Source organism: Rhizobium bangladeshense, from assembly GCF_017357245.1.
Classification (GTDB): Bacteria; Pseudomonadota; Alphaproteobacteria; order Rhizobiales; family Rhizobiaceae; genus Rhizobium; species Rhizobium bangladeshense.
Genome location: NZ_CP071612.1, coordinates 1,942,464 through 1,967,851, shown reverse-complemented (window position 1 = coordinate 1,967,851; position 25,388 = coordinate 1,942,464). Strand labels below are relative to the sequence as shown.

General features: G+C 59.3%; 29 protein-coding genes and 5 tRNA genes. 16 read left to right on the top strand and 18 right to left on the bottom strand.

Annotation, left to right across the window (positions count from 1 at the left end):
- Positions 1-42: 42 nt before the first annotated feature.
- From J2J98_RS09620 to J2J98_RS09595, 7 genes are all read right to left on the bottom strand, one after another.
- Positions 43-762, bottom strand: coding sequence for a transcription termination/antitermination NusG family protein (locus J2J98_RS09620; RefSeq protein ID WP_246569421.1), 720 nt, complete (start codon positions 760-762; stop codon positions 43-45).
- 2 nt (positions 763-764) lie between these two features.
- Positions 765-1,151, bottom strand: a complete 387-nt coding sequence (locus tag J2J98_RS09615; protein ID WP_207602948.1) for a hypothetical protein — start codon at positions 1,149-1,151, stop codon at positions 765-767.
- The gene (locus J2J98_RS09610) at positions 1,151-1,585 is read right to left on the bottom strand and encodes a hypothetical protein (protein WP_207602947.1); all 435 of its coding nucleotides are present in this window, start codon (positions 1,583-1,585) and stop codon (positions 1,151-1,153) included. Before J2J98_RS09610 ends, J2J98_RS09615 begins: the two co-directional genes overlap by 1 nt.
- A gap of 89 nt (positions 1,586-1,674) precedes the next feature.
- Positions 1,675-2,715 (bottom strand): bifunctional DNA primase/polymerase, encoded by a 1,041-nt coding sequence (locus tag J2J98_RS09605; RefSeq protein ID WP_207602946.1) that lies wholly within the window; start codon positions 2,713-2,715, stop codon positions 1,675-1,677.
- Complete coding sequence (locus tag J2J98_RS09600) at positions 2,715-2,969, bottom strand: hypothetical protein (protein WP_207602945.1); 255 nt, start codon at positions 2,967-2,969, stop codon at positions 2,715-2,717. The genes J2J98_RS09605 and J2J98_RS09600 overlap by 1 nt, the downstream gene beginning before the upstream one ends.
- 181 nt (positions 2,970-3,150) lie before the next feature.
- On the bottom strand, positions 3,151-3,417 hold the full coding sequence (locus J2J98_RS30840; RefSeq protein WP_409078044.1) for a winged helix domain-containing protein: 267 nt from the start codon (positions 3,415-3,417) through the stop codon (positions 3,151-3,153).
- Between the two features lie 153 nt (positions 3,418-3,570).
- Positions 3,571-3,774, bottom strand: coding sequence for a helix-turn-helix transcriptional regulator (locus J2J98_RS09595; RefSeq protein WP_081279350.1), 204 nt, complete (start codon positions 3,772-3,774; stop codon positions 3,571-3,573).
- 126 nt (positions 3,775-3,900) lie between these two features.
- Between J2J98_RS09595 and J2J98_RS09590 the strand changes: the two genes are divergently transcribed.
- On the top strand, positions 3,901-4,476 hold the full coding sequence (locus J2J98_RS09590) for a hypothetical protein (RefSeq protein WP_207602944.1): 576 nt from the start codon (positions 3,901-3,903) through the stop codon (positions 4,474-4,476).
- A 12-nt stretch (positions 4,477-4,488) separates the two neighbouring features.
- On the opposite strand, the gene J2J98_RS09585 is transcribed toward J2J98_RS09590, so the two are convergent.
- Positions 4,489-4,743, bottom strand: a complete 255-nt coding sequence (locus tag J2J98_RS09585; RefSeq protein ID WP_207602943.1) for a helix-turn-helix domain-containing protein — start codon at positions 4,741-4,743, stop codon at positions 4,489-4,491.
- Between the two features lie 125 nt (positions 4,744-4,868).
- On the opposite strand from J2J98_RS09585, the gene J2J98_RS09580 reads away from it, so the two are divergent.
- Positions 4,869-5,735, top strand: coding sequence for a hypothetical protein (locus J2J98_RS09580; RefSeq protein ID WP_207602942.1), 867 nt, complete (start codon positions 4,869-4,871; stop codon positions 5,733-5,735).
- Positions 5,732-6,148 (top strand): hypothetical protein, encoded by a 417-nt coding sequence (locus tag J2J98_RS09575; RefSeq protein WP_207602941.1) that lies wholly within the window; start codon positions 5,732-5,734, stop codon positions 6,146-6,148. The genes J2J98_RS09580 and J2J98_RS09575 overlap by 4 nt, the downstream gene beginning before the upstream one ends.
- Positions 6,149-6,180: 32 nt before the next feature.
- Here J2J98_RS09575 and J2J98_RS09570 read toward each other — a convergent pair.
- Together J2J98_RS09570 and J2J98_RS09565 are read right to left on the bottom strand one after the other, a co-directional pair.
- A tRNA-Arg gene (locus J2J98_RS09570) sits at positions 6,181-6,257 on the bottom strand.
- A 48-nt stretch (positions 6,258-6,305) separates the two neighbouring features.
- Entirely contained in the window at positions 6,306-6,611 is a 306-nt protein-coding gene (locus J2J98_RS09565; protein ID WP_064683560.1) for an ETC complex I subunit, read from the bottom strand.
- 664 nt (positions 6,612-7,275) lie between these two features.
- Here J2J98_RS09565 and J2J98_RS09560 point away from each other — a divergent pair.
- A tRNA-Pro gene (locus J2J98_RS09560) sits at positions 7,276-7,352 on the top strand.
- A 49-nt stretch (positions 7,353-7,401) separates the two neighbouring features.
- Here the strand turns inward: J2J98_RS09560 and J2J98_RS09555 are convergent.
- Both J2J98_RS09555 and J2J98_RS09550 read right to left on the bottom strand, forming a co-directional pair.
- The gene (locus J2J98_RS09555) at positions 7,402-7,887 is read right to left on the bottom strand and encodes a DUF192 domain-containing protein (RefSeq protein ID WP_207602940.1); all 486 of its coding nucleotides are present in this window, start codon (positions 7,885-7,887) and stop codon (positions 7,402-7,404) included.
- A gap of 1 nt (position 7,888) precedes the next feature.
- Complete coding sequence (locus J2J98_RS09550) at positions 7,889-8,467, bottom strand: cold-shock protein (protein ID WP_064709076.1); 579 nt, start codon at positions 8,465-8,467, stop codon at positions 7,889-7,891.
- A gap of 195 nt (positions 8,468-8,662) precedes the next feature.
- Between J2J98_RS09550 and gloA the strand changes: the two genes are divergently transcribed.
- From gloA to J2J98_RS09525, 5 genes are all read left to right on the top strand, one after another.
- The gene (gloA, locus tag J2J98_RS09545) at positions 8,663-9,103 is read left to right on the top strand and encodes a lactoylglutathione lyase (RefSeq protein ID WP_138394088.1); all 441 of its coding nucleotides are present in this window, start codon (positions 8,663-8,665) and stop codon (positions 9,101-9,103) included.
- Between the two features lie 187 nt (positions 9,104-9,290).
- The gene (locus tag J2J98_RS09540; protein ID WP_375337100.1) at positions 9,291-10,346 is read left to right on the top strand and encodes a YcbK family protein; all 1,056 of its coding nucleotides are present in this window, start codon (positions 9,291-9,293) and stop codon (positions 10,344-10,346) included.
- Between the two features lie 199 nt (positions 10,347-10,545).
- A tRNA-Glu gene (locus J2J98_RS09535) sits at positions 10,546-10,620 on the top strand.
- A 73-nt stretch (positions 10,621-10,693) separates the two neighbouring features.
- A tRNA-Glu gene (locus J2J98_RS09530) sits at positions 10,694-10,768 on the top strand.
- A 176-nt stretch (positions 10,769-10,944) separates the two neighbouring features.
- Positions 10,945-11,019 (top strand) — tRNA-Glu (locus tag J2J98_RS09525).
- A 47-nt stretch (positions 11,020-11,066) separates the two neighbouring features.
- Here J2J98_RS09525 and recJ read toward each other — a convergent pair.
- The 5 genes from recJ to J2J98_RS09500 all read right to left on the bottom strand — a co-directional run bounded on the left by recJ (position 11,067) and on the right by J2J98_RS09500 (position 16,594).
- Positions 11,067-12,869 (bottom strand): single-stranded-DNA-specific exonuclease RecJ, encoded by a 1,803-nt coding sequence (gene recJ, locus J2J98_RS09520; RefSeq protein WP_207602938.1) that lies wholly within the window; start codon positions 12,867-12,869, stop codon positions 11,067-11,069.
- An 80-nt stretch (positions 12,870-12,949) separates the two neighbouring features.
- Complete coding sequence (locus tag J2J98_RS09515) at positions 12,950-13,195, bottom strand: hypothetical protein (RefSeq protein WP_207602937.1); 246 nt, start codon at positions 13,193-13,195, stop codon at positions 12,950-12,952.
- Between the two features lie 156 nt (positions 13,196-13,351).
- Positions 13,352-14,677 (bottom strand): homoserine dehydrogenase, encoded by a 1,326-nt coding sequence (locus J2J98_RS09510; RefSeq protein ID WP_064709080.1) that lies wholly within the window; start codon positions 14,675-14,677, stop codon positions 13,352-13,354.
- 64 nt (positions 14,678-14,741) lie between these two features.
- On the bottom strand, positions 14,742-15,959 hold the full coding sequence (locus J2J98_RS09505; RefSeq protein ID WP_064709191.1) for an LL-diaminopimelate aminotransferase: 1,218 nt from the start codon (positions 15,957-15,959) through the stop codon (positions 14,742-14,744).
- Between the two features lie 221 nt (positions 15,960-16,180).
- Positions 16,181-16,594 (bottom strand): hypothetical protein, encoded by a 414-nt coding sequence (locus tag J2J98_RS09500; protein WP_064709081.1) that lies wholly within the window; start codon positions 16,592-16,594, stop codon positions 16,181-16,183.
- A gap of 103 nt (positions 16,595-16,697) precedes the next feature.
- Between J2J98_RS09500 and J2J98_RS09495 the strand changes: the two genes are divergently transcribed.
- Both J2J98_RS09495 and J2J98_RS09490 read left to right on the top strand, forming a co-directional pair.
- Positions 16,698-18,590 (top strand): PHA/PHB synthase family protein, encoded by a 1,893-nt coding sequence (locus J2J98_RS09495; protein WP_207603108.1) that lies wholly within the window; start codon positions 16,698-16,700, stop codon positions 18,588-18,590.
- 207 nt (positions 18,591-18,797) lie between these two features.
- Positions 18,798-20,132: a DUF2778 domain-containing protein gene (locus J2J98_RS09490; protein WP_207603107.1), complete on the top strand. Its 1,335-nt coding sequence runs from the start codon at positions 18,798-18,800 to the stop codon at positions 20,130-20,132.
- Positions 20,133-20,172: 40 nt separating this feature from the next.
- Here J2J98_RS09490 and J2J98_RS09485 read toward each other — a convergent pair whose 3' ends face one another.
- On the bottom strand, positions 20,173-21,330 hold the full coding sequence (locus J2J98_RS09485; protein WP_207602936.1) for a pyridoxal phosphate-dependent aminotransferase: 1,158 nt from the start codon (positions 21,328-21,330) through the stop codon (positions 20,173-20,175).
- Between the two features lie 204 nt (positions 21,331-21,534).
- On the opposite strand from J2J98_RS09485, the gene J2J98_RS09480 reads away from it, so the two are divergent.
- The 5 genes from J2J98_RS09480 (at position 21,535) to aat (ending at position 25,369) form a co-directional block, all read left to right on the top strand.
- Positions 21,535-22,293 (top strand): DsbA family protein, encoded by a 759-nt coding sequence (locus tag J2J98_RS09480; RefSeq protein ID WP_064712855.1) that lies wholly within the window; start codon positions 21,535-21,537, stop codon positions 22,291-22,293.
- Between the two features lie 162 nt (positions 22,294-22,455).
- Complete coding sequence (aroQ, locus tag J2J98_RS09475; protein ID WP_064709086.1) at positions 22,456-22,893, top strand: type II 3-dehydroquinate dehydratase; 438 nt, start codon at positions 22,456-22,458, stop codon at positions 22,891-22,893.
- A gap of 20 nt (positions 22,894-22,913) precedes the next feature.
- Positions 22,914-23,387 carry an acetyl-CoA carboxylase biotin carboxyl carrier protein gene (gene accB / locus J2J98_RS09470; protein ID WP_064709087.1) on the top strand — a complete coding sequence of 158 codons (474 nt, stop codon included), beginning with the start codon at positions 22,914-22,916 and terminating at the stop codon, positions 23,385-23,387.
- Between the two features lie 10 nt (positions 23,388-23,397).
- Positions 23,398-24,747, top strand: coding sequence for an acetyl-CoA carboxylase biotin carboxylase subunit (accC, locus tag J2J98_RS09465; protein WP_064709088.1), 1,350 nt, complete (start codon positions 23,398-23,400; stop codon positions 24,745-24,747).
- Positions 24,748-24,754: 7 nt separating this feature from the next.
- Positions 24,755-25,369 (top strand): leucyl/phenylalanyl-tRNA--protein transferase, encoded by a 615-nt coding sequence (gene aat, locus J2J98_RS09460; RefSeq protein WP_064712856.1) that lies wholly within the window; start codon positions 24,755-24,757, stop codon positions 25,367-25,369.
- Positions 25,370-25,388 lie beyond the last annotated feature (19 nt).

The window sequence follows — 25,388 nt, the reverse complement described above, 5'->3', positions numbered from 1 at the left end:
CATCCACAAATCAGTGCGCAGAAGATAACCGATAGGTTATGCTTATTCAAGCTCTCCGCCAAGATTTCCCAACGTTTTCATCGTTTCCGTTATGAATGCACGCGAGGAAGGCGTTGCCAAGCTGGATGATAGCCCTCCCCCCAACTCCGTGAATTGGGCCCTTCGTATTCTGCGGGTCGAAGACTTACCGCGGCGGCCGGGATGCTCCCGATCCAGTTCTTCTTCTCGCTGTCGGCGGGCGCGGCCAAACAGAAAGTTCTGCTCCTGCTCCCACTCGATGTAGCGGAGGCGGTCGATCGTCTCCTGGGGAAAGGCGAATGGCATGGGCCGCTGCTCGGACGACGTGGTGAAGCGCAGGATTTTGCTGACGCCGTTTACCTCTTCGACCCTCCGAAAATCCGCAGGCCCGATGTTGACGAAAACGTAGCCAACGAAGGTCGGGAAGCGGCGCTCGATCCAATGGCCCTGCCGATGATGGCGGACTTCGATCCGATAGCTTGGCATGAAGGCCTCGAAGCCCTCGTTGCGAAGGTTCCGCTCGATGATGCTTTCGCCCTTCCGGTCGTGCCCTTCACGCATCGATGGGCAACGCTGCGCGCCTGGCGCAGTCTTGACCGCAAACCAAAGATCGGCCGCGGGCTTCCACTCGCCCGCCTTGCCTTCATCTTGACGAACTTTACGGAACCGGAGTTCCTCGGCCCGCGTCTCTTTCGCCAACTGATCTTCCTTGGAAGGGTTGAAGGCGCGATTGAGGGTCTGCATGTTCAAATCTTGATATCCTTCAGCTTGTCCATGATTGATCTGCGGCGTTTTTGGCCTGCGGAGCGGGCTTGTTCGCGTTGGGCCTTCGTAGGCTCGAGACCGATCGGCACCTGCTTGACGGTGAAACCCTTGCGTCGGAGCGCTTCGACCTCAATGAGGCAGGACTCCTTGTCCAAGTCTGCGAGGTATTGATCCTTTCGGCCGTTCTCGATTCGATCGATCCGCCAATTCCTAAAGAGCTCCTTTGGCAGCTGGTAGTACTCGTAGGCGACAATGACAGGCGTAGGCCGGAAGCCTTTCGTCGCCGTCTTGATCCGCTCGGCATTCACCTTGCCGAGCAGCTTCTCCATCATGCGCTGCTGCACATCTTCGGGAAGTTCGTCGACCATCACTTACCCCTCGCCTTCTCGGCTAAATACATGGCCGGATCGATAAGCTTCACTTCTGACGCGGCGCCGAACGTGCCGAGCCGGTGATCTCGATAGCTGCGCTCGCCTGCAGGATCGAACTTGGCCGCGGCGACCGAGCGCACCCAGCCTGGCGCCTTTGCGGCATTGACCTTCATCCGGTGCTCGTCTCTGGCCGCCTGTCTCTTGCTCGCCTTTTTGCTTTTGCGCTTTGCTGGCTTCTCCGGCTTGCCCCAGAGAACTTTCTTGTTGCTGCGAGGCTTGCCGGGCAACGTTTCGTGATCGATCCGGTCCAGCGCCGCCCAGGCCGCAGCGTTCGTGTCATACGGACCAGAGACGACCTTCCCGCGCTGGTCGGTGATTTCATACTGGCCGTCGTCGTTTCGGATAATGGTGAGGACCTGTGGAGCGGTCATTTCTCACCCCCGATCGGATCCAGATTTAGTGGAAAGAATTTTGCAACAATATAACTAGACACGTCTCTCTCCTTCTCTCCTTTCCTCTCTCACAGCAACCTCACAATCGGTGGATCGTTTTTCCCTTTCCCGCCTGGGTGAACAATCTCGATGAAAAACCGGTCAGCAAGGTCGTCGCGGGCAGCCCTAAAAGTCGGGACACTCATATCCATAGATTCCGCGTAGGCATTAGACAGCGCAAACTCGCCACCGTTCCTGTGTCCGTGTGCCAAGCGCAGGCGGATGAGCAGCGTGACGGCGTTCGGCCTGTCCCAGAGGTGATCAATGTCGCTCTGAAAGATTACTGCAGTCGCCTCGCCGCCGGTGACCATCAGGCGGCCGGCCTGCTTGTACTTCCAGGCGGATCGCGACACGCTAAGCACTTCTTCGTTGGGCAGCGGCTCAGCGAACTGCGTATTTGCGTGGTGCACCATCTGGATTAGATCCTCCATTGTGGTTGCTTGGCGCGCTTGGCGTAGTGCGCGCGTGAAGAGAGAGTTATTGCGGCCGTCGCCTTGGCGCATGCCATTGAACCTGCGGCCCTGCTTTTCCGTTCGCCCTGAGAGAACTGGCTCTTCGGTTCGCCCCCGGAAAGCCAGTTTTGGATCAACCGGAATTCCGGCGATTGGCGGCAGCCTTGCTAGATCATCCATAGAGCCTTGGATGATTTGATAGCGACCTTTTGCACCCATCGAGGGTGGAGCGACGACATAGCCGTCACCAAGTATATCGATAGGCCGCTCCGGATCGGGCCGGATTCGCCGGCCCTCCCCGTTGTTACGATACCATGCCTGAAAATGTCCGGACCCACTTCTGACGATGAACGGCGTCGAGCCATGCTTCGCCAGCCCATCCGCAAGCTCTCGTTCGTCAGTCGTGTCGACGTCAAGGATCGTCAGCTTATTGCGTCGGCAGGCAATGCCTAGCGCTTCGTGAGCGGGAAATTTCAAGGCGAGCTGACTGCTCGTGGGAAGACCGATCTTCAAATAGCCTTTTACGGCGGGCTTCTTCAGCTTGTCGTTAACTACAACAGGAAACGTGCTTATGCCGCGAGCCGCATATTCGGGTTGCCATTCGGCGAACGCCCCCATTATGCATCCCCGATCTCACGCTGGAGCGCGGTTATCAGCGTGCGGACGTCGTCCGCCGTTGCAAAGAAAACAAACTGATCGTCATCGCCGTTCATCGCCTCTTGGCGAATGACCACAGCTTGGTGGACATTGCGATAGATGGCGGTCCCTGGTTGAGTCTGAATGATTACGTCAGGCCCTTTCCAGTCAAAATCCTCGTCCTCTTTGCATTGGTTAGGCGCAAGGCCTGGAAGCTCCGATTGCCTGCCGGTCATCCGAACACCCTCCGCAACACGCGAAACTTTTGGGCCATGGCGCAAGCCTCCGCAGCCTGTAAGGAGGTCAGAGAGAACTTCGCCTTCAGGTGCGGGATGATGTCGGGCCGCGGCTGATTGTCCGCGACCCATTGCGCTGCGACGGTGACCGCCGGTTCCATATTGATCTGGCGAGGCTCTGTCACGCTGACTGTCCTTCCAGAACGACCAGCTCTGAACACAAGCGATATCGCGCATGTGTGCCAGGATACTTTCCCCCATGCGCCTCGTGCCGAGTTTCGATCGCGAAACCGAAGCTCCGCAGGCGATGGATGTAGTGGGCGGTACGTGGGGCCGGCCTTTCGATCGAGCTGAAGCCTCGATCACCGGCATCTATCAATGTTTGCAGTGCCCAAGCGTTTCGCCCCACAACGGTAATCGGTGAACTAACGGGGCTACCCTTGTCCATAATCTGGACTCGAATTCGAGTACGTGCTTTAGGTGTCTCTGTCATCTGCGGTCTTTCCGTGGGTGATGAGAGGAAATCGTTTTGCGATTTTGACCGAGGCGGCAGGGACCGGGCGCCAACCTTTGTGTCCCTGCCGCTTCGTCGTGCGGGCAGTCATGCTGCCCCCTTAGCGCGTGAGCGCTCCCATGCGACCAACTCGTCGATTTTGAAAAGCTTGCGACGATTGACGATCATCGGCTGAGGGAAGCCTAGTCGTTCGTCGCGTTCCCATCGGTACAGCGATACGGGTGTTATCTGGTACCGGGTAGCGACCTGCTTTCCTGTCAAATATTCATGAGAGGAATGTTCTGCATTCATGCTCAAACTCCTGATGTCTCTGTACGGTTTCGATAGTACAAGAACCACCAAGATCGGGCAAATGTTAATGTGATGATTGCAAAATATTCACAGATTAGTTATGCGTACGCGCGATAGGGAGATTCGATGGGCAGACCTGCATCCAAAAGCCCCAAGTCTGAAGCGCTGACGATTCGGCTGGATCCGAAAACGCGCTTCATCCTGGATTACATGGCGAGGTTCAAAGGGCAGACGATCACGACCGTCGTGGAACGAGCCATTCTTGCAGCGGCAGCGAATACCGTAATCAGTCGGCCGGACGACTACGGCGACCAAAACATTACTTGGCAGGATCTTTGGGATGTAAGCGAAGGGGTGCGTGCTCTTGAAGTCTCAAAGGTGCCCGAGCTGATCCCCACCTTTGAGGAGGAGCGGCGCCTCTCATTCGTGTTTAACCACTGGCCTTTTTTCTACGCGAGTGAAAAAAAGCTGACATATCTCAATCACTACATTGATGTACTGTGGCCGCGAATCGATGAGTTCATTCAGCTTCACGACGACATGAAGCGGCAGGACTACTATGCCGCCGGCAACGCGATGGTCGAAGCACTGAAGGCTGCCAAGCTGCAGCCTCCAAAGTGGCCAGTTGAGCCAACCCGGCCAACTCCCGAAAAGAGCGGCGGCAATTTTTCCCGGGACCTCGACGACGATATCCCATTTTAACAGAGGACTCCATTACCCTCCCTTTCTGATCAGGCGGACACCCGGACCACCGTCATTTGTCCCTTCATCGACGATTACAACTCCGGCAGCCTTGAGCGCGTCGATCACAGCGTCAAGGGTTTCAGTACGAACGCGTATCCTGTCTGCGCCTGCGCCTTCCATATTCCTAACGGTGTTGATCCCGATAGAGGCCTTGTCTGCAAGAGCCTGCTGATCCATTCCAACAAGAGCCCGAGCAGCCCTGATCTGGTTTCCGGTTATTGGCAAATCCGTCTCCTGAAAATCGCTTGTTGGTTAAAATACACAATTAGCTGTTGACAGCAAATCAAATCCGTAAGATGGTTAATTCACACAAGCAAACGTGTGTCGCAACCAACTACAGGAATTCCCCAATGCCGAACGCAACGATTCTGGCAGCCGCCGAAGGCTTGCCCGATGCCACCCGCCGCGCCATTCTTTTCGGCCTTGCCGCCGCTTCGACGACCGCCGCAATCGCCGTTGCGCCTGACGCGCAGGGTGCCGATGTTGTCGAGGCCCAATCGCTTGCCGATCAGGCTGAGAACCCTGAACTGGTGACAGCGTACCAAGAGTTTGACGTTGCCTGCACGGAACTGAAGAGGGCTCACGATGAGCTGGAGTGGTTGGCGGACGAGTGGCGGCATCAGTGGCCGTTGGCGCCCGAGGAGCTACTTCTTGGAGCGAACGCGCAGGACGGTCGGTACCCCGGGCCAGCCGAGCGCGACATCATCGGCCGCTATCTCGTCCGAGATACAAGCGAGTTGACAAAGAGGTTGTCACCGAAATTCCGCCGGGGAAACCCGAAGACGTGCTTTGCCATTCGCACTGCCGACGAAGAGAGAAAGCACCTGGAAGGGTGGAGGCAATCTACTCCCAACGGGCGAACCGAAAAGGCTCTGGCGCGCAATCGAGCGTACAGGATCAAGGCGATCAAGGAGTGCGAACTGCGCATCCAACTTGCCGAACGGTACGAGGCGGAGACCTCGCGTCTTCGGAAGGTTTCAGGCGCTGATGCTGCAAAGCTGCGTGTGGCCAAAGCTGATACTCGCCTCTTGGCGGCAGCCAATGACGTCTCGCAATGCCAAGCTCGCACTCTGGCCGGCTTAGGGATGAAAGCTGACGCCCTCGCCGTCACTGCAGCCGCGCTCATCAAGGCAACGGAATTTGACCCCGGCCCTCTTGGTCAACTCGCTCGGTTCGTCGACTCGGTGGCTGGCGTCGCTGGGAGGGCTGCCGTATGAGCCAGCGGGTTCAGGAGCTGCAACGTGAAATCGTTGAAGCTTGCATAGAGCAATTGATCGCGCTCCTGGATCTCCTCGACGGGGACCCAGATCTCGAGGACAACGGCGACCTGGAACCCTCCATCGGAAGCGCGCCGCTGTATGTCGGCAATCAGTGCCTCTATGACCTTGAGTTTGATGATGCTGACGATGAGGACGGTGGCGACGCCGAGGGCACGCTGGGCTGGTCGAATCCCTCCGGACTGCGCGCCCACATCCGAGATGAAGCCGAGCAGCTGATGGCACCTATCGACAATGAAGAAGGACCGCTCGGCTTCGACGGATCGGGCGTGAGGATTGCAAAGGCTCAGCTGAAAGAGCACCAACGAAAATCCGCCACCGTTACCCCCAGCGTTACCCCGGAGGTGGCATAAGAAGAACAAGTGCAGCTAAATCCTTGAAAAGATGGCGACCCCTGCAGGAATCGAACCTGCGACAACCTGCTTAGAAGGCAGGTGCTCTATCCAGCTGAGCTAAGGGGCCGTCTGCTGCCGCACCCAAGGATACGACGGCATATGTGGACGAGAAATCTCAGTGCGTCCAGGGCTGCGTGCGGGTATAGCGGAAATTATCCGGATAGGCCACAACCTGGCGGGCCGGGTCCTTCGGCGCGATAACGCGGTATTCAATGCCGTTGCGCTGGGCGTAGGCTTCGGCAAGCGCTTGCGTTTCGAAGGTGAGCTTTACCTGCTGGCGCGTATCGCTGGAGGAGGTGTAACCCATCATCGGATCGATCTTGCGCGGCGACTCCTGATCGAATTCAAGCACCCAGAGATGGGTCTTGGCCTTGCCGGACTGCATGGCGGTCTTAGCAGGACGATAGATCTTGGCAGACATGACTGCGGCATCTCCGAATATGCGGGGACATCCCGCCTTGCATGGTCTCAATCCCGTTACCGGGCTTTGCTTCGTCGTTACGGATAACGCGAAGAGATGAATTTTGCTTATCCGCGAATCCCCGTTTTTTCAAGAAAAAAGGCGGATCGGCGCACCGCCCTTACCTCCACACTGACGAGGCGCCAAATGCGTTGGGAACATAGTGCTGCCGCCAGATCGGACCTTGCGCACATTCTTCCCTCAGATCACGTTGCCATCTGTCCCAATCCATTTGCATGCGATTGCGCAATATTACCACTTGTCTCATGTTGTGATCACAAGCTGATTGCCGCATCCAGCCCGGGACACTAGTTTGCGGCCTAATCGCTTTCAGTGGATCATACGCATGATGAGACGTTCGGCAGAGTTCAATGCCATTGTGATAGGAGCCGGCATCACCGCCTTCTTCTATGTCGCCATCAGCTATGCCCAATATATCGGCCTGATCGCGCGCGGCTAAGGCCGATCCAGCACCCACGCCGAATTGCGCCCCGCAGAGAAAACGAACGGGCGCTCGAGATTTTCGTGTTGCGTCCACAGGTCAGGTGAGAAATCTGCGGCCACAGCTGGATTTATGGGTTGCGACGGCGAAGTGAACCGTGTATTCCCGCTGCCAATCACGGCACGGAGTGTAGCGCAGTCTGGTAGCGCATCTGGTTTGGGACCAGAGGGTCGGGAGTTCGAATCTCTCCACTCCGACCATTCAAATATCCTTATATTCTTGAACTTCTAGCCGCGGGCCTGGGCGCTGTCACTTCGCCTTCGTTGTCGTGGCGCTGACGATCCGGTCGCCTGGCTTGATTCCGAGTTTGCTGACGACGCCGGCATTCAGTTCGAGGACGTATTTCACTTCACTCATCGAATCGATGATGTCGCGCGAATAGGGCGTCGCGTTTTCCTTGATGTGGCGGATCGTGCCAGTGGTATCGGCGAAAAGCATGTCGAGCGGCAGGATGGTATTTTCCATCCACATGGCGACGCGCCGCGGTTCGCCGAAATCAAAGATCATACCTGCGTCATCGGCCATCGACTTGCGAAACATCAGCCCGCGGGCGCGCTGATCACCGGTGGCAGCCACCTCGACGGTGAAACGCAGCGTCTTGCCCGCGGCCGTCTCAATAAGCAGCGGCTCCTTATCGAATCGCATCTCCTCCGCAGCCAAAGCCGGCAGAGCCACCAAGAAAAAAAGCGCCATGATGGCGCTTCCGATCGCATGAAAAAGGATATGGCCGCGCATGTCAGTGCGACCGGCTCGCTGGGCTCGGAACATCGGGATGGATCTCAGCGGCCATCAGGCCCTTCTCGCCGTCGCCGAAGCGGACGAGGACCACCTGGCCGGGGCGCAGTTCCGTCAGTCCGAAGCGGCGCAGCGTCTCCATGTGCACAAAAATGTCTTCCGTGCCCTCACCCCGCGTCAGGAAGCCGAAGCCCTTGGTGCGGTTGAACCACTTGACAAGCGCGCGCTCCAGCCCGCTTGTCGCGGTGACCTGCACATGGGTGCGCACCGGCGGCAGCTGCGAAGGATGAATTGCGGTCGATTGGTCCATCGAGAGAATCTTGAAAGCCTGGTAGCCACGCTCGCGACGCTGGACGAGGGCGACGATGCGCGTTCCCTCGAGGATCGTCTGGTAACCGTCGCGGCGCAGGCAGGTCACGTGCAGGAGAACATCCTGCATGCCATTGTCCGGCACGATGAAGCCGAAGCCCTTGGCGACGTCGAACCACTTGACGACACCGGTGATTTCAACAAGGTCGACCGTCTCTGACGACAGCTCGTCGAGATCAGTGTATTCGTTCGATGAAATCCTATCAGCCATTGTCGCCAGCCCCTCGAATACGCGTCACACTGTTACGGTTAACTGATTCTTGAAATCAAGATTAACATCTTGGTAACGGATAAGCGCAAGTCCTAGTTTTCGGTTATTCCCAGATGCACATTTTATGATGATGACTTGCCCGAAGCTGACCACGGCTAGCCGAAAAGGGCCAGCCCCAATATAGGAGTAGATAGAATGCGTTATCTCCACACGATGGTTCGCGTCAAAGATCTGGACGCTTCGCTTGCCTTTTATACGACGCTCTTCGGGCTGGAGGAGATTCGCCGCCACGAAAATGAGAAGGGCCGCTACACCCTGGTTTTCCTGGCCGCGCGCGACGATCTCGACCGTGCGCGCAGCGAAAAAGCCCCCTGCCTCGAGCTTACCTACAACTGGGATACGGAGGATTATAGCGGAGGACGCAATTTCGGCCACCTCGCCTATGAGGTGGATGATATTTACGCGACCTGTCAGAAGCTGATGGATAACGGCGTCACCATCAACCGGCCGCCGCGCGATGGCAACATGGCTTTCGTGCGCTCGCCAGACGGCATCTCGATAGAAATCCTGCAGAAAGGAAGCCCGCTTCCGGCCGCCGAACCCTGGGCTTCTATGGGCAATACCGGCGCCTGGTAGGGGTTTTGGCCGCAAGGCTTTTGCGAAGCTTGCGGCTTTTGCGATTTCGGGTCCGGCCGGCGCCTTGGCGCTTGCCGCGATCCGGCCCCGCAGGCAATCTCCCGGTGACTCGAAGCGGAGGAGGGCAATATATCGCCGCTTTTCGCATCAACCGGAGACCGATTGCTTGTGTGATATTGAGACGCGGATGCCCATAATGGGCGCATTGCTGATCGCCACTTCCATGCTGGTGCTGTCGGGCTGCGTATCGAACAAGAAGGCGGTTGATTCCGCAGCAGCGATTCCGGCGCCTCCGGCGGCGACAGCCGCAGAGCCCCAGCTTGGCGCAACGGCGCCCGTGAAATCTTCGCCGCGTTCAGTCTATTCCGACCCCCGGCTCGTCAATGTCTCCGGCGCCCAGACCGCGCCGCAGATAGTGTCAGGAGATCCGAATGCCGCCGTCCCGCCGGTTGATCCGGCAATGCCGGCGCCTGCAAACATTGGCGGGCTCGTGATGCAGTCGACACGGATCAACGCGCAGGCGATGAGCATCTTTTCGGATCACCAGCCGCTGCCGCAGAATAACGGCACCTCCACTATCATCCAGCCCCAGGCCTATGGGCCGACGGAAGGCGTGGTACCTGCAAAAAGCAGCGTCTACAGCCAACCCACCGCGCCTGGACAGCCGGCAGCGCCGGTGCCGCCACAGCAATCGTCAGAAAATTCCAGCACGCAGCCTGCGCCCGCACAGACAGTCTCGCTGGCGACGGGCGGAATTCCGGCATCGACAACAAACGCCCTCTACAGCGCACCGAAGCAGAACCTGCTCGGCAGCCTTTCCGGCCTTCTGCACAAGGCGGCCCTGCCCGGAATGACGCGTGTTGCGCCAAACGGGCTGCATGTCCAGAATGATCATGTCGAAGTCGGCTGCTTCAAGCCGGACCTGCTGAAAGTGATCAGGGCGGTCGAAAGCCATTTCGGCAGACCTGTCATCGTTACCTCGGGTTATCGCAACGAAGAACACAACCGCATGGTCGGCGGCGCTGACGAATCGATGCACAAGAGCTGTGAGGCCGCGGACATTCAGATCGACGGCGTGTCCAAGTGGGATATCGCCGCCTATATTCGTTCCTTGCCGGATCGCGGCGGCGTCGGCACCTATTGCCACACCGACTCCGTCCATCTCGACACCGGCAAGACCCGCGACTGGAATTGGGGTTGCGGCGGCAAACGGGCGCCGGTGACCACTGCAAGAGCGATCTGAAACCGCGAGCGCGAAGTTCCCTCACCCTACGTCAGCTGAATTTCATCTTCTTCTGGGAGGCTCTGCAAACCTTTGATTTGGCAGCGGTAATCTCAGATTACCATTGCCGCCGGAATATCTGTCATTTTTTTGAGAAAAATCGAATTTGCCGCTTGCGGGATCGAAAGTGCCTGACTATAAGGGCGCCACCACGAAGGAAGCGCCCTTCGTCTATCGGTTAGGACACCAGATTTTCATTCTGGGAAGAGGGGTTCGACTCCCCTAGGGCGTGCCACTTTCTCTCCATATTAGTAGCATCGCATCCGCTTGCAGAAGCCAGCGCGCGCGCCTATTCTAGCAGATGGCCTGCGCCCTTCGTCTATCGGTTAGGACGACAGATTCTCATTCTGTAAAGAGGGGTTCGACTCCCCTAGGGCGTACCATCGAGCCTAAGCAGTGCCGCCGCCCCTTCCGCCGGTTCGTAATTCCAGCTATCCGCCACCTCGTGATGCCATGGTTTTCCACAGCACAAAAAAATCGGCGAAAACGGTGATTTTTTCGCGCCTTGGCGCTTGCGGCTTTCGAAGGTGCTGACTATAAGGGCGCCACCACGAAGGAAGCGCCCTTCGTCTATCGGTTAGGACACCAGATTTTCATTCTGGGAAGAGGGGTTCGACTCCCCTAGGGCGTGCCACTTTATTTCTTCTAAATTGCTCAATCGCCACCGTTTAACGCAGCCGTTTATCTTGCCGGCGCTGCGTCGCAGATGCGCAGCTGGATGCGACGTGCACCTTGGTAATGTTCGGCGCCGAGCGAGCCTGCGACATGGACAGTCGCGCCGCGTGAATTGATGAGAAGATTGCCGAGGCCGGTATCGGCGGCTCGGAAGGCGATTCCATCGAGCCGCGATCCGTCCATTGCCTCCAGCGTCACCTTCACATGTTTCTCGCCGACCAGGCGTGCATCGCGAACACGGTGAGCCGGTACGGCAAACAGTGGCTGGGCGTGGCCGGAGCCGTAGGGGCCGGCGGCCTCCAGGCGGTCGATGAGTTCAAGGGTGGCGCCGCTTGCGCCGATCGCACCGTCTATCTTCAGCGTCTCGTTGGCGACGAGACTCGCCACGGTCCTTGCCGCTTTCTCCGTGAAGAAGGTCCTCAGCCTGCCGAGATCGGCACGCTCGACCGTCAGCCCCGCGGCCATGGCATGGCCGCCGCCCTTGACGAGGATGCCCTCCTCGACCGCAGCACGCACCATCCTGCCCATGTCGAAGCCGTTGATGGAGCGGCCTGAGCCGGTGCCGCGGCCGGAGGGATCGAAGGCAATCGCGAAGGCCGGCCGTTTGAATTTCTCCTTCAGCCGCGCCGCGATCAGCCCGACGATACCCGGATGCCACTTCTCATGGGCAGTGACGATGACGGAGGCGCCCTCGCCGTCACCATATTCGGCAAGCGCCTCGGCTTCCGCCTCCTGCAACATCATGGCTTCCATTGCCTGACGTTCACGGTTGAGTTCATCGAGGCGCTGCGCGATCACCTCCGCCTCGCCGGCATCATCGAGCGTCAGAAGCCGGCTTCCGAGTGCGGCGTCACCAATCCGCCCGCCGGCATTGATGCGCGGGCCGATCAGAAAGCCGAAATGATAAGGAGTTACCGGGCCTGCAAGCCCCGCCTTGCGGAAGAGCGCGGCAAGGCCGGCATTGCTCTGGTGCCGGGCAGCGACCAAGCCCTTCACCACATAGGCGCGGTTGAGGCCCTTCAGCGGCACGACATCGCAGATCGTCGCTAGCGCCACGATATCAAGCCATTGCAGTAGATCGAGCGCCAGGATGTGTTTGTTGCCGGCCGCGCGCAGCAGCCGCAATGTCGCGACCAGCACCATGAACACGACACCGGCTGCGCAAAGATGCCCCTGCCCCGAGAGATCGTCTTCACGGTTCGGATTGACGAGTGCATGGCATGGCGGCAGTTCATGTGTCACTTGGTGGTGATCGATGACGACGACATCGATATTGCGCGCGGCGGCCGCCGCAAGCGCCTCGTGACTGGTGGACCCACAATCGACGGTGACGATGAGCCGGGCGCCATTGTCGATCAGTTGGTTGATCGCCGCCGGATTGGGGCCATAACCTTCAAAAATGCGATCGGGGATGTAGATGTTCGCCTTGACGCCGAAATGGCTGAAAAAGCGGAACATCAGCGCCGAGGAGGCAGCGCCGTCGACGTCGTAGTCGCCGAAAATCGCCACGCTCTCGCCGCGCTCGATCGCATTCACGAGGCGGATTGCGGCCTTTTCGCAATCGGTCAGCGTGTGGGGATCGGGCATCAGGCTGCGGATCGTCGGATCGAGGAATTCGATCGCTTCGTCCACCGGAACGCCCCGTCCTGCGAGAACGCGGGCGATCAGATCCGGCAGCCCGTGAATCTGCGAAATGGCGAGCGCGCGGTTCTGGCCGGCCTGATCGAGTCTTGCAACCCAACGATTGTCGAGTACGGATTTCTCCACGCCGAGAAACGCGCGTTGTACCGGATCGACGAGATCTGCCATGCCAAACTCCGCTGACTTCATCTGTTCTTTCTACAGGAGCAGCGGAGATAACATAGCGATGGATTTGCAGACACGGATTTTTACCAGAAGATCAGCCAGACGATCACCGCGAAGCCGCCGATCTGCACCAACAAGAACGAAAAGAGCGTCAGCAGGATGGCCCAGTTGCGGCCTTGCGTCTCTTCGTCATCAAGGGCCTCATCAAGGCTCTTTTCACGAAAGTCACGGCGCACCGGCTTGAGGATGTCTGCAAACATATCGGGACGGGCTGGCGGCGCCTTGCTCGGGCAGCCATGCTCCTTCCCGGCATGGCTGTCCTTGCTCATGAAATGCTCCACGCGACGACTCACCATCTATGGTTTTATTTATATCAATATTTCGGCATTTGGTAATATAAACTTCCGTAAGGGGAGACGGAACGATTAACAGAAAAAGCCACCCTGTCAGAGACAGGGTGGCTTTTGCTTCCGGGCTTGAAATGCTCAGGCTTCTTCTTTTGGCCGTTCGATACGAATTACCTGCGGCTCGCCGAAAAGATAGCCTTCGGATTTTATTGAGGCGACCGCCTTGCGCACCGACTCCTCCATCGTCGCATGGGTAACGAGAATAATCGTCTGGTGATGCGATGGCGCCAGGTGCTGCTTGGAGCGCTGGACGATCGATTCCAGCGAGATGTGGTTTTCCGCCATGCGTGTGGCAACGCTTGCAAAGACGCCAGTGCGATCGAGCACGGTCAGGCGGATGAAATATCCTCCCTCGTGGCTCTGCATCTGCGCCTTGCGGTAGGGCTCCAGCGCCTTTGCGGGATGACCGAGCACCGGCACGCGCTGGGCCCCCGGCTGGCTCTTCGCGATATCGGCGATATCGCCAAGCACGGACGAGGCCGTCGCATTGCCGCCAGCGCCCGGGCCGACCATCAGCAGTTCGCCGAGCACGTCGGATTCGATTGCCACCGCATTGGTGACGCCGTCGACTTGGGCGATGACGGAATCGACCGGGACCATGGTCGGGTGCACGCGCTGCTCAATTCCGGTCTCGGTGCGCTGGGCAACGCCGAGCAGCTTGATGCGGTAGCCGAGTTCGGCGGCGGCGTGGATGTCCTCGATCGAGATATTGGTGATGCCTTCGAGATAAATGTCGTCAGCCGCGATGCGATTGCCGAAGGCAAGCGTTGTCAGAATTGCGAGCTTGTGGGCGGTATCATTGCCCTCGATGTCGAAGGCCGGATCGGCCTCGGCATAACCCAGCCTCTGGGCTTCCTTGAGGCATTCGGCGAAGGACAGCCCCTCCTTTTCCATCTTGGTGAGGATGTAATTGCAGGTGCCGTTCATAATGCCATAGATGCGTGAGACGGCGTTACCCGTCAGCGATTCACGCAACGCCTTGATGACCGGGATGCCACCGGCGACCGCCGCCTCGAAATTTAACAGCGATCCCTTTTCTTCCGCAATCGTCGCAAGCTCGACCCCATGATAGGCAAGCAGCGCCTTGTTGGCTGTCACCACATGGAGACCGCGCTGGAGTGCGGCGCGCACGGAAATGTTGGCAGCCCCTTCGGCGCCGCCCATCAACTCGACGAAGACATCGATGTCACCCTTTTCGGCGAGGTCCTCGGGCCGGTCGAACCAGGTGACGCCGGAAAGATCGATGCCGCGATCCCGTGTTTTGTCGCGCGCAGAGACCGCCGTGATAGTGATCGGACGCCCGCAGGTGACGGCAAGCTCGTTGCTCTTCTGCTGAATGATGCGAACAAGCGAGGCGCCAACGGTGCCCAAGCCCGCAATGCCGATTTTGAGGGCATCTGCCATGGATCGATCCTGAAATGTCTGGTGAGAGACAGCCGCAGTTCCGCGGCTGTCTTCGCGGTTGGAATTAACGGTGAGCGTTCAGCGAGATGACGTTATGCATCGTCTCATCTGCCGTCGACATGAACTTCTTGATGTTGCGCGCAGCCTGACGGATGCGGTGTTCGTTTTCGACAAGCGCCAAACGGACATAGTCGTCGCCCATCTCGCCGAAGCCGATGCCCGGGGCAACCGCGACGTCGGCCTTCTCGACCAGCAGCTTGGAGAATTCCAGCGAACCGAGATGACGGAACTTTTCCGGGATCTTCGCCCAGGCGAACATGGTGGCAGCCGGCGGCGGCACTTCGAAGCCGGCCTTGCCGAAGCTTTCGACCATGACGTCGCGGCGACGTTTATAGACGTTGCGCACTTCGGCGATGTCGGAACCATCGCCGTTCAGCGCATGTGTCGCCGCCACCTGGATGGGCGTGAAGGCGCCATAGTCGAGGTAGGACTTCACGCGGGTGAGCGCAGCGATCAGCCGCTCGTTGCCGACGGCAAAGCCCATGCGCCAGCCCGGCATGGAAAAGGTCTTCGACATCGAGGTGAACTCGACCGTCACGTCGATCGCGCCCGGCACTTCGAGGACCGATGGCGGCGGAGCGCCGTCGAAATAGATCTCCGAATAGGCAAGGTCCGAGAGCACGATGATGTCGTGCTTCTTGGCGAAGGCGACGACGTCCTTGTAGAAATCGAGCGTCGCGACAAAGGCAGTCGGGTTCGAGGGATAGTTGAGGATCAGCGCCAAGGGCTTCGGAATCGAATGCCGGACCGCGCGCTCAAGCGGCGGGAAAAAGGTCTCGTCCGGCTCCACCGACATCGAGCGGATCACGCCGCCGGCCATCAGAAAGCCGAAGGCGTGGATCGGATAGGTGGGGTTCGGGCAAAGGATCACGTCGCCGGGCGCGGTGATTGCCTGCGCCATATTGGCGAAGCCTTCCTTTGAGCCGAGGGTGGCGACCACCTGCGTATCCGGGTTGAGCTTCACGCCGAAGCGGCGGGCATAATAGGCGGCCTGGGCGCGGCGCAGGCCCGGTATACCCTTGGAGGAGGAATAACGGTGCGTGCGCGGATCCTGCACGACCTCGCACAGTTTGTCGACGATCGCCTGGGGAGTGGGAAGGTCAGGGTTTCCCATGCCGAGATCGATGATATCGGCGCCGCCCGCTCGCGCGCTTGCTTTCAAACGGTTGACCTGTTCGAAAACATAAGGCGGCAAACGCCGGACTTTGTGAAACTCTTCCATTTCATTCCCCATGGAAAGGCGACTTTTGGGCCGCGGTCGAAGTTCGTTCCGTCTCCCGGCGGCTGCGACACGAACCTCACAATCGCAGCGCCGTATTCATCAGACCCAAGCCACGCGGCGAATCTTTGACGGAAAGGCCGCGCAACAACGCATTATCGGGAAATTCGCATCTTCCGATCCATCCGGAAGGCTTTGCGTCCAAATTGCCTGAAAGGCAAGGTTTATTTGGAGATTTCGGATAGCGTCTGCGCACCGTGTTCGGCGGCAAGGCGGCGCATTTCGGCGACCTTGGCCTGATATTCGGCTTCCGAGATCGTGCCGGCCTTGCGCCGGGCGGCGAGCGCGGTCAACTGATGCTGCAGTTCGGCCGCCTGCTCATCGCTCATCTGGACATTGGCGGCCGTCAGCGGCGCGCCGAAATTCGGGTAGCCGTCCGGCGATTTCGTCAGACCGCCTTCCACCGGCTCACCCTTCGTGGCCGGCATGACGACGGCGGTCGGCGCCGCTCGCCTAGCGGCGGCCGCGGCCTTTTCCTCCGCCGTCAGATTGCATCCGGCAAGCGTCATCGCCGCCGCGGCGCAGATCAATGCGGTGCGGTTGAAGGTTGCGATGCGCCGAATGCCGTTCTTCGTCATGCCTCAAATCCAGTTCTGACTGCTTCGACTGTTAAATTTGTCGTAGCCACAAAGCAATAGCACGAGCCGATGCGGCTGGAACTTGTTTTCTCGTTCGATCACGATGTACAACGAATGGATAAAATGGGTGCTGCCGCCGGAGGAAATGGTGACCGACAGCAAGCAGGAGAGTGGCGGCCATAAGAATGGCGACAAGACCGGTTTCGACGCGGCCGATCTCGATCCCTATCTGTTGAAGGATCCCGAGACGATGGCGATGAATTTCGCCCGGGCGCTCGAAAATCTCGGGCAAGCCGCCTCGGCCTGGCTTGCGCCGCGCGAACGCGGCGAGATCACCGACACCGTGATCGATCCGATGACCGATATGGTCAAGACGCTTTCCAAGGTCACCGAATACTGGATTTCCGATCCCCGTCGCACCTTCGAGGCGCAGACAGAGCTGATGTCCTCGTTTTTCGGCATCTGGATGCGCTCGATGCAGCGCATGCAGGGTGAGCCGCTGCCGCCCGAACCAGACACTCGCAAGGACAAGCGCTTCGCCGACGAAGATTGGCAGAAAAATCCTTTCTTCGACTTTCTCCGCCAGGTCTATTTCGTCACGACCGACTGGGTGGACAAGCTGGTGTCGGAGACCGACGGTCTCGACGAGCACACCAAGCACAAGGCAGGCTTCTATGTGAAGCAGATCACGGCAGCACTCTCGCCCAGCAACTTCATCGCTACCAACCCGCAGCTTTACCGTGAGACGATTGCAAGCAAAGGCGAGAACCTGGTGCGCGGCATGAAGATGCTCGCCGAGGACATCGCTGCCGGGAATGGCGAGCTTCGCCTTCGGCAGACCGACATGACCAAATTCGCCGTCGGCCGCGACATGGCTCTGACGCCGGGCAAGGTCATCGCCCAGAACGATATCTGCCAGATCATTCAGTACGAAGCCTCGACCGATACGGTTCTGAAGCGGCCGCTGCTGATCTGCCCGCCCTGGATCAACAAGTTCTATATTCTTGACCTCAACCCGCAGAAATCCTTCATCAAATGGTGCGTGGATCAGGGCCAGACCGTCTTCGTCATCTCCTGGGTCAACCCGGACGCGCGTCACGCGGAGAAGGACTGGGGAGCCTATGCCCGCGAAGGCATCGATTTCGCGCTCGAGACGATAGAGAAGGCGACCGGCGAAAAGGAAGTCAACGCCGTCGGCTACTGCGTCGGCGGCACGCTACTGGCGGCAACGCTGGCGCTGCATGCCAAGGAGAAAAACAAAGGCATCAAGACCGCCACGCTCTTCACCACGCAGGTCGACTTCACCCATGCCGGCGATCTCAAGGTCTTCGTCGACGAGGAGCAGCTTGCAGCCCTCGAAGAGCATATGCGGGCCGCCGGCTATCTCGACGGCACGAAGATGTCGATGGCCTTCAACATGTTGCGCGCTTCCGAGCTGATCTGGCCTTATTTTGTCAACAGCTACCTCAAGGGCCAAGAGCCCCTGCCCTTCGATCTCCTGTTCTGGAACGCCGATTCGACGCGCATGGCGGCGGCAAACCACGCCTTCTACCTGCGAAACTGCTATCTCCGAAATGCTCTGACGCAGAACGAGATGATTCTCGATGGCAAGCGCGTATCGCTGAAGGACGTGAAGATCCCGATCTATAATCTCGCCACCCGCGAAGACCACATCGCGCCCGCCAAATCGGTCTTCCTCGGCAGCCAGTTTTTCGGCGGCAAGGTGGAATTCGTCGTCACCGGCTCGGGACATATCGCCGGCGTCGTCAACCCGCCCGACAAGAAGAAATACCAATTCTGGACGGGCGGCCCGGCCAAGGGCGACTATGAGACCTGGCTCGCGCGGGCCGCCGAGACGCCGGGATCTTGGTGGCCGCATTGGCAGGCCTGGATCGAGACGCATGACGGACGGCGCGTTGGCGCGCGCAAACCCGGCGGCGATGCGCTGAACGCAATCGAGGAGGCGCCGGGAAGTTATGTGATGGAACGCACCTGAGAAGCCGGCGCGCTTCTGTTTTTGCGACGTCGTAAGAAACAGCGATATCACGTAAACAAATTAGAAACCATAATTCGTCATCCTTGCGAAACAGTCGGAAGTCGCAGGCGGCCTAAATTCGGCCCTTTTGCGGCCCTACCGGCCCCGGCGAAGTTTAGTCAGTCAGTGCCGCCGGCCTGCGTAGCGAGTTTGAAAGACGAGTGTAGTATGGCGTTTGCGGTTGGGACGTTGGATAACGTCGCCCCTCTTGGCGGATCTGTTTTGCGTTCGCGCAAATCTCGCGGCTTTCTTTACGGTGTCGTCAGCGCCGGACTTTTAACCTCAACATGGCTGATCGCGACCTTGGCAACGATGCATTCGGTGGCCGGGCACTTTTCTCCACCAGACAGCCTGGCACAGATCGGGGCCGCCCCGAAGGTGGCGCCGTCAACTCGCCTCGAGCGGTTGATCCACGTCGGCAAAGGTGACCGGCTGGCCGCCTTCAACGCGAAGCCAAAGATGCCGCTGACAGCAAGCCTCATCCAGTCGCATGCTGAAAAGACTGCCGCCGCAGCAACGGCATTGGCGGCTCTTACGAAGAACAATCGGCTCACCAAGGCTGCCGAGCAACCCCTCCTTGCCGCGATTTCCGACAGCGCCAAGTTCCGCAAGGACGATGCGATCGCGCCGCCGCCTGTCGAGCTCGCCTCGGCAGAGACTGAAGAAGATAACACCAACCGAATCATCGTCCCATCAAAGGAATCCGTCGCCGCGGCCCAACTCCAGGCGATGGTAGCGCTGGCCGAGGCAGGCCCCCGGCAGATCGCCCCCGCCCCGATCGAGCCGATCGATTCTGTCAGGACCGCCTCAGTTCCTGCAACAGATTCAGCACCGGTGATGGTCGCAGCGGCAGAGGATCAACCCTTCGATCTCGTCCTGTCACCCGACGCAGGTTCCGTGCCGTTGCCGATGGCGCGTCCGGACGGGCTCATTGGCAAACCGGCAGCGGTCGCCAAGGGTGCACAGCGCTCTGCCGGGTCTGTTCTGGCCTATGCCCAGCCGAACTCGCCGATCGAAGACGACGAGGACGATGCCGTGCCGCGCTACGACAAGCCGGTCTTTTCGCCGAAGCTGCGGGCAGGTGTCGCAATCTATGATATCGAAAACAGCACCGTCTATCTGCCGAATGGCGAACGGTTGGAGGCCCATTCCGGTCTCGGCAAGATGCGCGACAAGCCGCGCTACGCCGACAAGAAGATGCGCGGGCCGACGCCGCCGCACACCTATGTCCTTACCATGCGCGAGAGCCTCTTTCACGGTGTCGAGGCGATCCGCCTGACGCCGGTCGAAGGCTCGGACGCCATCTTTGACCGCGTCGGCCTACTCGCCCACACCTATATGCTTGGCAAGTACGGGGATTCCAACGGCTGCGTGTCCTTTAAGGATTATAAGCGCTTCCTGGCCGCCTTCAAACGCGGTGAGATCAAGCAGCTGGTGGTGGTTCCGCGGCTGAACAACAAGCCGGCTTCGACACTCGCTTCACTGTTTTCTTCGGGAAGCTGATTAAGCAGCAGTGGGCAAGTAGCCGCTTGCCCACACAGCCCTACTTCAGCCAGACTGCTATCCGCTCCGCCGCCTCGGCTATCTCTCCTTGCGAGCCCGCGTAGGAAAGGCGCAGGGTTCGATGTCCCTCCAGCGGATCGAAGTCCAGGCCCGGCGTCGCCGCGACATTGATTTCGGCCAACATGCGCTTGGCAAAACCCATGCTGTCATTGGTGAAGCGCGAGACATCGACATAAGCGTAGAAGGCGCCGTCCATCGGCGAAGCGGGCGCAAGGCCCATCTTGGGCAGGCGGTCGAGCAGCAGCTCGCGGTTTGCGGCATAGCTCGTCTTGATATGATCGAGCTCTTCGCTTGCGCCAAGCGCGGCTACCGCTGCGATCTGGGAGAGTTCGGGCGGCGAGATATAGAGGCTCTGCGCCACCCGCTCGATCGGCCGCACCAGCCGCTCCGGCAGCACCATCCAGCCGATTCGCCAGCCGGTCATGCAGTAATATTTGGAGAAGGAGTTGATGACGATCGCCTCGTCCGTCAGCTCAAGGGCGCTCGCCTCCTCGCCGGCGAAGGTCAGCCCGTGATAGATTTCATCGGAGATCAAGGCGATGGACTGGGCGGCGCAATAATCAGCAAGCGCCTTCAGCCCGTCGCGGCCGGTCACAGTGCCGGTTGGATTGGCGGGGCTGGCGAGCAGCACGCCTTTCAGCCTGACGCCGCTTTGCTGCTGCGCCGCTTCTAGACTCTCAGGCGTCAGGGTGAAGTGCGTCTCGGCCGTCACCGGCACCTCGAGAACGTTCAGACCCAAGGCGCCGAGAATATTGCGATAGGCGGGATAACCCGGTCTTGCGATTGCCACGGCATCACCGGCATCGAAAAGCGACAGAAAGGCAAGATTGAAGCCTGCCGAGGAACCGGTGGTTACCGCGATGCGCGCGGGATCGATGTCCAAGCCGTGACGGTCCTTGTAGTGCCAGGCGAGCGCCGATTTCAGCCGCGCCGTCCCCAGTGCATCGGTATAACCGATCCGGCCTTCGGCAAGTGCGGCGCGTGCCGCTTCGAGAGCAGCCTGAGGCGCGGGATGCGAGGGTTGACCGACCGCCATGGAGATGACGGGCTGGCCGGCTACCCGCCGCTTCGTCGCCTCCGCCAAAACGTCCATGGCATGAAAAGGCTCGACTTCGCTGCGTTTGGATATGGAAAACAAGATCGCTTCTCGCTCGACTTCTTCGATAATGGCCAGACAATTGCCGCATTAATCGGCTCATCACAATCCCGCGAGGGTCGTGCGGGGGTGAAAATTCCTGTTTGAACAGACCTCGACGCACCGTACCTTGACGCGACGCGTTCAAATCCATAACCCGGCGAAGGTTTTCTCGACCAAGACCACATCGCCGATGACGAGGATATCATGGCCTTCTTCCCGAAAAGCTTCACCGCACTGGCGCTTGCCGCATCGATTGCGCTCCCGTTTCCAGCAGCAGCGCTCGACGATCAGCAGAAGAAGGAGTTTGGGGAATTCATCAAGCAATATCTGATCGATAACCCCGAGATCATGCTTGAGGTCCAGGAGGCGCTGCAGAAGAAGCAGGAAGCCGCGCGGCTGGTGAAGGCGAATATGGCGATCGAAGAGAACAGCGCCGGAATTTTCGAATCGAAGGATGACGTGACGCTCGGCAACCCCAAAGGCGATGTCACGGTCGTCGAATTCTTCGATTATAACTGCAGCTACTGCCGACACGCGCTTACCGACATGCAGGCGCTGCTGAAGAAGGACAAGAACGTCCGCTTCGTGCTTAAGGAATTCCCGATCCTCGGGCCGGATTCAGTTGCCGCCCACAAAGTGGCCGACGCCTTCCGCAGGCTGGCGCCTGCGAAATATGCCGACTTCCATGTCGCCCTTCTCAGCAGCGAAGGCCGAGCCTCGGAAGAAAGTGCGATCGCTGTCGCAGGTTCTCTCGGCTTTAGCGAGGATAAGATCCGCGCCGAGATGGCAAAGAGTCCGAACGACGGAATCGTTCAGGCGACCTATCAGCTTGCCTCCAGCCTCGGCATCAGCGGCACGCCCTCTTATGTCATCGGCAACGAACTCGTCCCTGGCGCCGTCGGGCTCGACGATCTCGAAGCCAAGGTCAAGAACATGCGCAGCTGCGGCAAGACCGCCTGCTGACCAAAACGGGCGGCCGACCGGCAACTCATCAAATCGCCAAATTCGAAGCGTTTCAGCCATGTGGACAAATGTGGCGCGATTCCTGCCGGCCAACCCGTAAGGGCTTTCATTCAGCCCTCGTGGAGTCTATAGGTTGCCGTCGTGCATTTTACGGAACATTCGATGACGCAAACGATTTTTGTCCTGAACGGGCCTAACCTGAACATGCTGGGTAAACGAGAGCCCGGCATTTATGGCGGCAAGACGCTCACGGACATCGAGGCGGACTGCAAGGCGGCAGGACGCGAACTCGGCTTTGATATCGACTTCCGTCAGAGCAACCACGAAGGCACGCTGGTCGACTGGTTCCACGAGGCCGACGAAAAGGCCGTCGGCGTTGCCATCAATGCAGGCGCCTATACGCATACGTCAGTCGCCCTGCACGACGCGATCCGCGCTATTTCCATCCCCGTCATCGAGCTCCACATATCCAACGTCCATGCACGGGAAGAATTCCGCCACAAGTCGATGATCGCGCCGGCATGCAAGGGCGTGATCTGCGGCTTCGGGCCTCACAGCTACATCCTGGCGCTCCACGCGCTGAAGAACATCACGGCATAAGAAGAAGACAGGGCAATACCATGGCTGAAAAGAAATCGGGTATCGATCAGGCACTGATCCGCGATCTCGCCAATATTCTTAACGAGACGGATCTGACGGAGATCGAGGTCGAGCAGGACGATCTGCGCATCCGCGTTTCGCGCGGCGGCACACCGCATTACGTCCAGGCGCCGGTCGCTGCACCGGCCTTTGCAGCTCCGGCCGCAGCCGCCGCTCCGGCAGCCGCCGCTGCCGCGCCCGCAGCGCCCAGTCGGAACCCGGCCAATGTCGTCAGTGCACCGATGGTCGGCACCGCCTATATGGCGCCTGCTCCGGGCGCGCGTCCCTTCATCGAAATTGGCGCAACCGTCAAGGAAGGCCAAACACTGATCATTATCGAAGCGATGAAGACGATGAACCAGATTCCCTCGCCGAAATCGGGGAAGGTAACCGAAATTCTCGTCGATGACGGACATCCCGTCGAATACGGCCAAGCCCTCGTCGTCATCGAATAGGCCCAAGCCCATGATTTCGAAAATCCTCATCGCCAATCGCGGGGAAATCGCCCTTCGCGTGCTCCGGGCCTGCAAGGAACTCGGCATCGCCTGCGTCGTGGTTCATTCCACCGCCGATGCCGATGCCATGCATGTGCGCCTTGCCGACGAAAGCGTATGTATCGGCCCGCCCTCCTCCCGTGACAGCTATCTGAACATTCATCAGATCGTCGCTGCCTGCGAGATCACCGGCGCCGACGCCGTGCATCCGGGCTACGGCTTCCTGTCCGAGAACGCCAAGTTCGCTGATATCCTCGACGCCCACGGCATCACCTTCATCGGGCCGACGGCGGATCATATCCGCATCATGGGGGATAAGATCACCGCCAAGACGACGGCGCTGGAACTCGGCATTCCCGTCGTTCCCGGCTCGGACGGCGAAGTGAAGACCGAAGAGGATGCGCTGAGGACGGCCGCCGAAATCGGTTATCCCGTGCTGATCAAGGCAACCGCCGGCGGCGGCGGACGTGGCATGAAGGTCGCCAAGAGCGAGGCCGATTTGATCGAGGCGTGGTCGACGGCGCGCACGGAGGCGGCGGCGGCCTTCGGCAACGATGCCGTCTACATGGAAAAATATCTCGGCAAGCCGCGCCATATCGAAATCCAGGTTTTCGGGGACGGTGAAGGCAATGCCATTCATCTCGGCGAACGCGACTGCTCGCTGCAGCGCCGCCATCAGAAGGTCTGGGAAGAAGCGAATTCGCCGGCACTCAACGTCGAGCAGCGCATGAAGATCGGCCAGATCTGCGCCGATGCGATGAAGAAGCTGAAATATCGCGGCGCCGGCACGATCGAATTCCTCTACGAAAACGGCGAGTTCTATTTCATCGAGATGAACACCCGCCTGCAGGTGGAGCATCCGATCACCGAGGCGATCACCGGCATCGACCTAGTACACGAACAGATCCGCGTCGCCTCCGGCCGCGGTCTCTCCGTGACGCAGGACGAAGTACATTTTTCCGGTCACGCGATCGAATGCCGTATCAATGCCGAGGACCCGCGCACCTTCGTTCCCTCGCCCGGGACGATCACGCATTTCCATGCGCCGGGCGGCCTTGGCGTGCGCATCGATTCCGGCGCCTATCAGGGCTATAAGATCCCACCGTACTACGACAGCCTCATCGGCAAGCTGATCGTGCACGGCCGCACCCGCGTCGAATGCATGATGCGCCTGCGCCGCGCGCTCGACGAGTTCGTCGTCGACGGCATCAAGACGACGCTGCCGCTGTTCCAGGAACTCGTCTCCAACCAGGATATCGCCAACGGCGACTACGATATCCACTGGCTGGAACATTATCTCGCCAACACGCCAGCGGCATAGGACAGGAATGGCAGGACCGCGCAGGAAGTCACCAGGCATTACCCCTGACATTCTCCTGCGCGCCTATTCCATCGGCCTCTTTCCGATGGCCGAATCCGCCGACGACCCGGAGATCTTCTGGGTCGAACCGGAATTGCGCGGCGTGCTGCCGCTCGATGATTTCCACATATCGAAAAGCCTCGCCAAGACGGTTCGCAGGAAACCGTTCGAAATCCGTTTCGATCACGCCTTCGATGGGGTGATCGCGGCTTGCGCAGAGGAAACATCCGGCCGCCCGAGCACGTGGATCAACCAAACGATCAAATCGCTCTACACAACGCTCTTCGAAATCGGGCATGCCCATACGGTCGAAGCTTGGGATGGCGAAGAACTGGTTGGTGGCCTCTACGGCGTTTCGCTCGGCTCGGCCTTCTTCGGCGAAAGCATGTTTTCGCGCCGAACTGACGCCTCGAAGATTTGCCTCGTGCATCTGGTCGAACGGCTCCGGGAAAGGGGCTTCACGCTGCTCGACACGCAATTCACCACCGAGCACCTGAAGACGTTCGGAGCGATCGACGTCCCCAAGGCAGATTATGCGGTGCTATTGGCCGCCGCTATGGAGTCGCCACACCTTAAGTTTTGAACGCCGGCTCCAACCGACC

What these genes read in the sequence shown, in the direction of transcription:
- J2J98_RS09590 (WP_207602944.1), top strand. Translation starts at nt 3,901, where the DNA reads ATGGGCAGACCTGCATCCAAAAGCCCCAAGTCTGAAGCGCTGACGATT.
- J2J98_RS09505 (WP_064709191.1), bottom strand. Translation starts at nt 15,959, where the DNA reads ATGGAAGAGTTTCACAAAGTCCGGCGTTTGCCGCCTTATGTTTTCGAA.
- J2J98_RS09515 (WP_207602937.1), bottom strand. Translation starts at nt 13,195, where the DNA reads ATGAGCAAGGACAGCCATGCCGGGAAGGAGCATGGCTGCCCGAGCAAG.
- J2J98_RS09580 (WP_207602942.1), top strand. Translation starts at nt 4,869, where the DNA reads ATGCCGAACGCAACGATTCTGGCAGCCGCCGAAGGCTTGCCCGATGCC.
- J2J98_RS09575 (WP_207602941.1), top strand. Translation starts at nt 5,732, where the DNA reads ATGAGCCAGCGGGTTCAGGAGCTGCAACGTGAAATCGTTGAAGCTTGC.
- accC (WP_064709088.1), top strand. Translation starts at nt 23,398, where the DNA reads ATGATTTCGAAAATCCTCATCGCCAATCGCGGGGAAATCGCCCTTCGC.
- J2J98_RS09600 (WP_207602945.1), bottom strand. Translation starts at nt 2,969, where the DNA reads ATGACCGGCAGGCAATCGGAGCTTCCAGGCCTTGCGCCTAACCAATGC.
- J2J98_RS09540 (WP_375337100.1), top strand. Translation starts at nt 9,291, where the DNA reads ATGCCCATAATGGGCGCATTGCTGATCGCCACTTCCATGCTGGTGCTG.
- J2J98_RS09565 (WP_064683560.1), bottom strand. Translation starts at nt 6,611, where the DNA reads ATGTCTGCCAAGATCTATCGTCCTGCTAAGACCGCCATGCAGTCCGGC.
- gloA (WP_138394088.1), top strand. Translation starts at nt 8,663, where the DNA reads ATGCGTTATCTCCACACGATGGTTCGCGTCAAAGATCTGGACGCTTCG.
- J2J98_RS09490 (WP_207603107.1), top strand. Translation starts at nt 18,798, where the DNA reads ATGGCGTTTGCGGTTGGGACGTTGGATAACGTCGCCCCTCTTGGCGGA.
- aroQ (WP_064709086.1), top strand. Translation starts at nt 22,456, where the DNA reads ATGACGCAAACGATTTTTGTCCTGAACGGGCCTAACCTGAACATGCTG.
- J2J98_RS30840 (WP_409078044.1), bottom strand. Translation starts at nt 3,417, where the DNA reads ATGGACAAGGGTAGCCCCGTTAGTTCACCGATTACCGTTGTGGGGCGA.
- J2J98_RS09615 (WP_207602948.1), bottom strand. Translation starts at nt 1,151, where the DNA reads ATGGTCGACGAACTTCCCGAAGATGTGCAGCAGCGCATGATGGAGAAG.
- J2J98_RS09500 (WP_064709081.1), bottom strand. Translation starts at nt 16,594, where the DNA reads ATGACGAAGAACGGCATTCGGCGCATCGCAACCTTCAACCGCACCGCA.
- J2J98_RS09595 (WP_081279350.1), bottom strand. Translation starts at nt 3,774, where the DNA reads ATGAATGCAGAACATTCCTCTCATGAATATTTGACAGGAAAGCAGGTC.
- J2J98_RS09495 (WP_207603108.1), top strand. Translation starts at nt 16,698, where the DNA reads ATGTACAACGAATGGATAAAATGGGTGCTGCCGCCGGAGGAAATGGTG.
- J2J98_RS09605 (WP_207602946.1), bottom strand. Translation starts at nt 2,715, where the DNA reads ATGGGGGCGTTCGCCGAATGGCAACCCGAATATGCGGCTCGCGGCATA.
- recJ (WP_207602938.1), bottom strand. Translation starts at nt 12,869, where the DNA reads ATGGCAGATCTCGTCGATCCGGTACAACGCGCGTTTCTCGGCGTGGAG.
- aat (WP_064712856.1), top strand. Translation starts at nt 24,755, where the DNA reads ATGGCAGGACCGCGCAGGAAGTCACCAGGCATTACCCCTGACATTCTC.
- accB (WP_064709087.1), top strand. Translation starts at nt 22,914, where the DNA reads ATGGCTGAAAAGAAATCGGGTATCGATCAGGCACTGATCCGCGATCTC.
- J2J98_RS09555 (WP_207602940.1), bottom strand. Translation starts at nt 7,887, where the DNA reads ATGCGCGGCCATATCCTTTTTCATGCGATCGGAAGCGCCATCATGGCG.
- J2J98_RS09550 (WP_064709076.1), bottom strand. Translation starts at nt 8,467, where the DNA reads ATGGCTGATAGGATTTCATCGAACGAATACACTGATCTCGACGAGCTG.
- J2J98_RS09480 (WP_064712855.1), top strand. Translation starts at nt 21,535, where the DNA reads ATGGCCTTCTTCCCGAAAAGCTTCACCGCACTGGCGCTTGCCGCATCG.
- J2J98_RS09510 (WP_064709080.1), bottom strand. Translation starts at nt 14,677, where the DNA reads ATGGCAGATGCCCTCAAAATCGGCATTGCGGGCTTGGGCACCGTTGGC.
- J2J98_RS09610 (WP_207602947.1), bottom strand. Translation starts at nt 1,585, where the DNA reads ATGACCGCTCCACAGGTCCTCACCATTATCCGAAACGACGACGGCCAG.
- J2J98_RS09620 (WP_246569421.1), bottom strand. Translation starts at nt 762, where the DNA reads ATGCAGACCCTCAATCGCGCCTTCAACCCTTCCAAGGAAGATCAGTTG.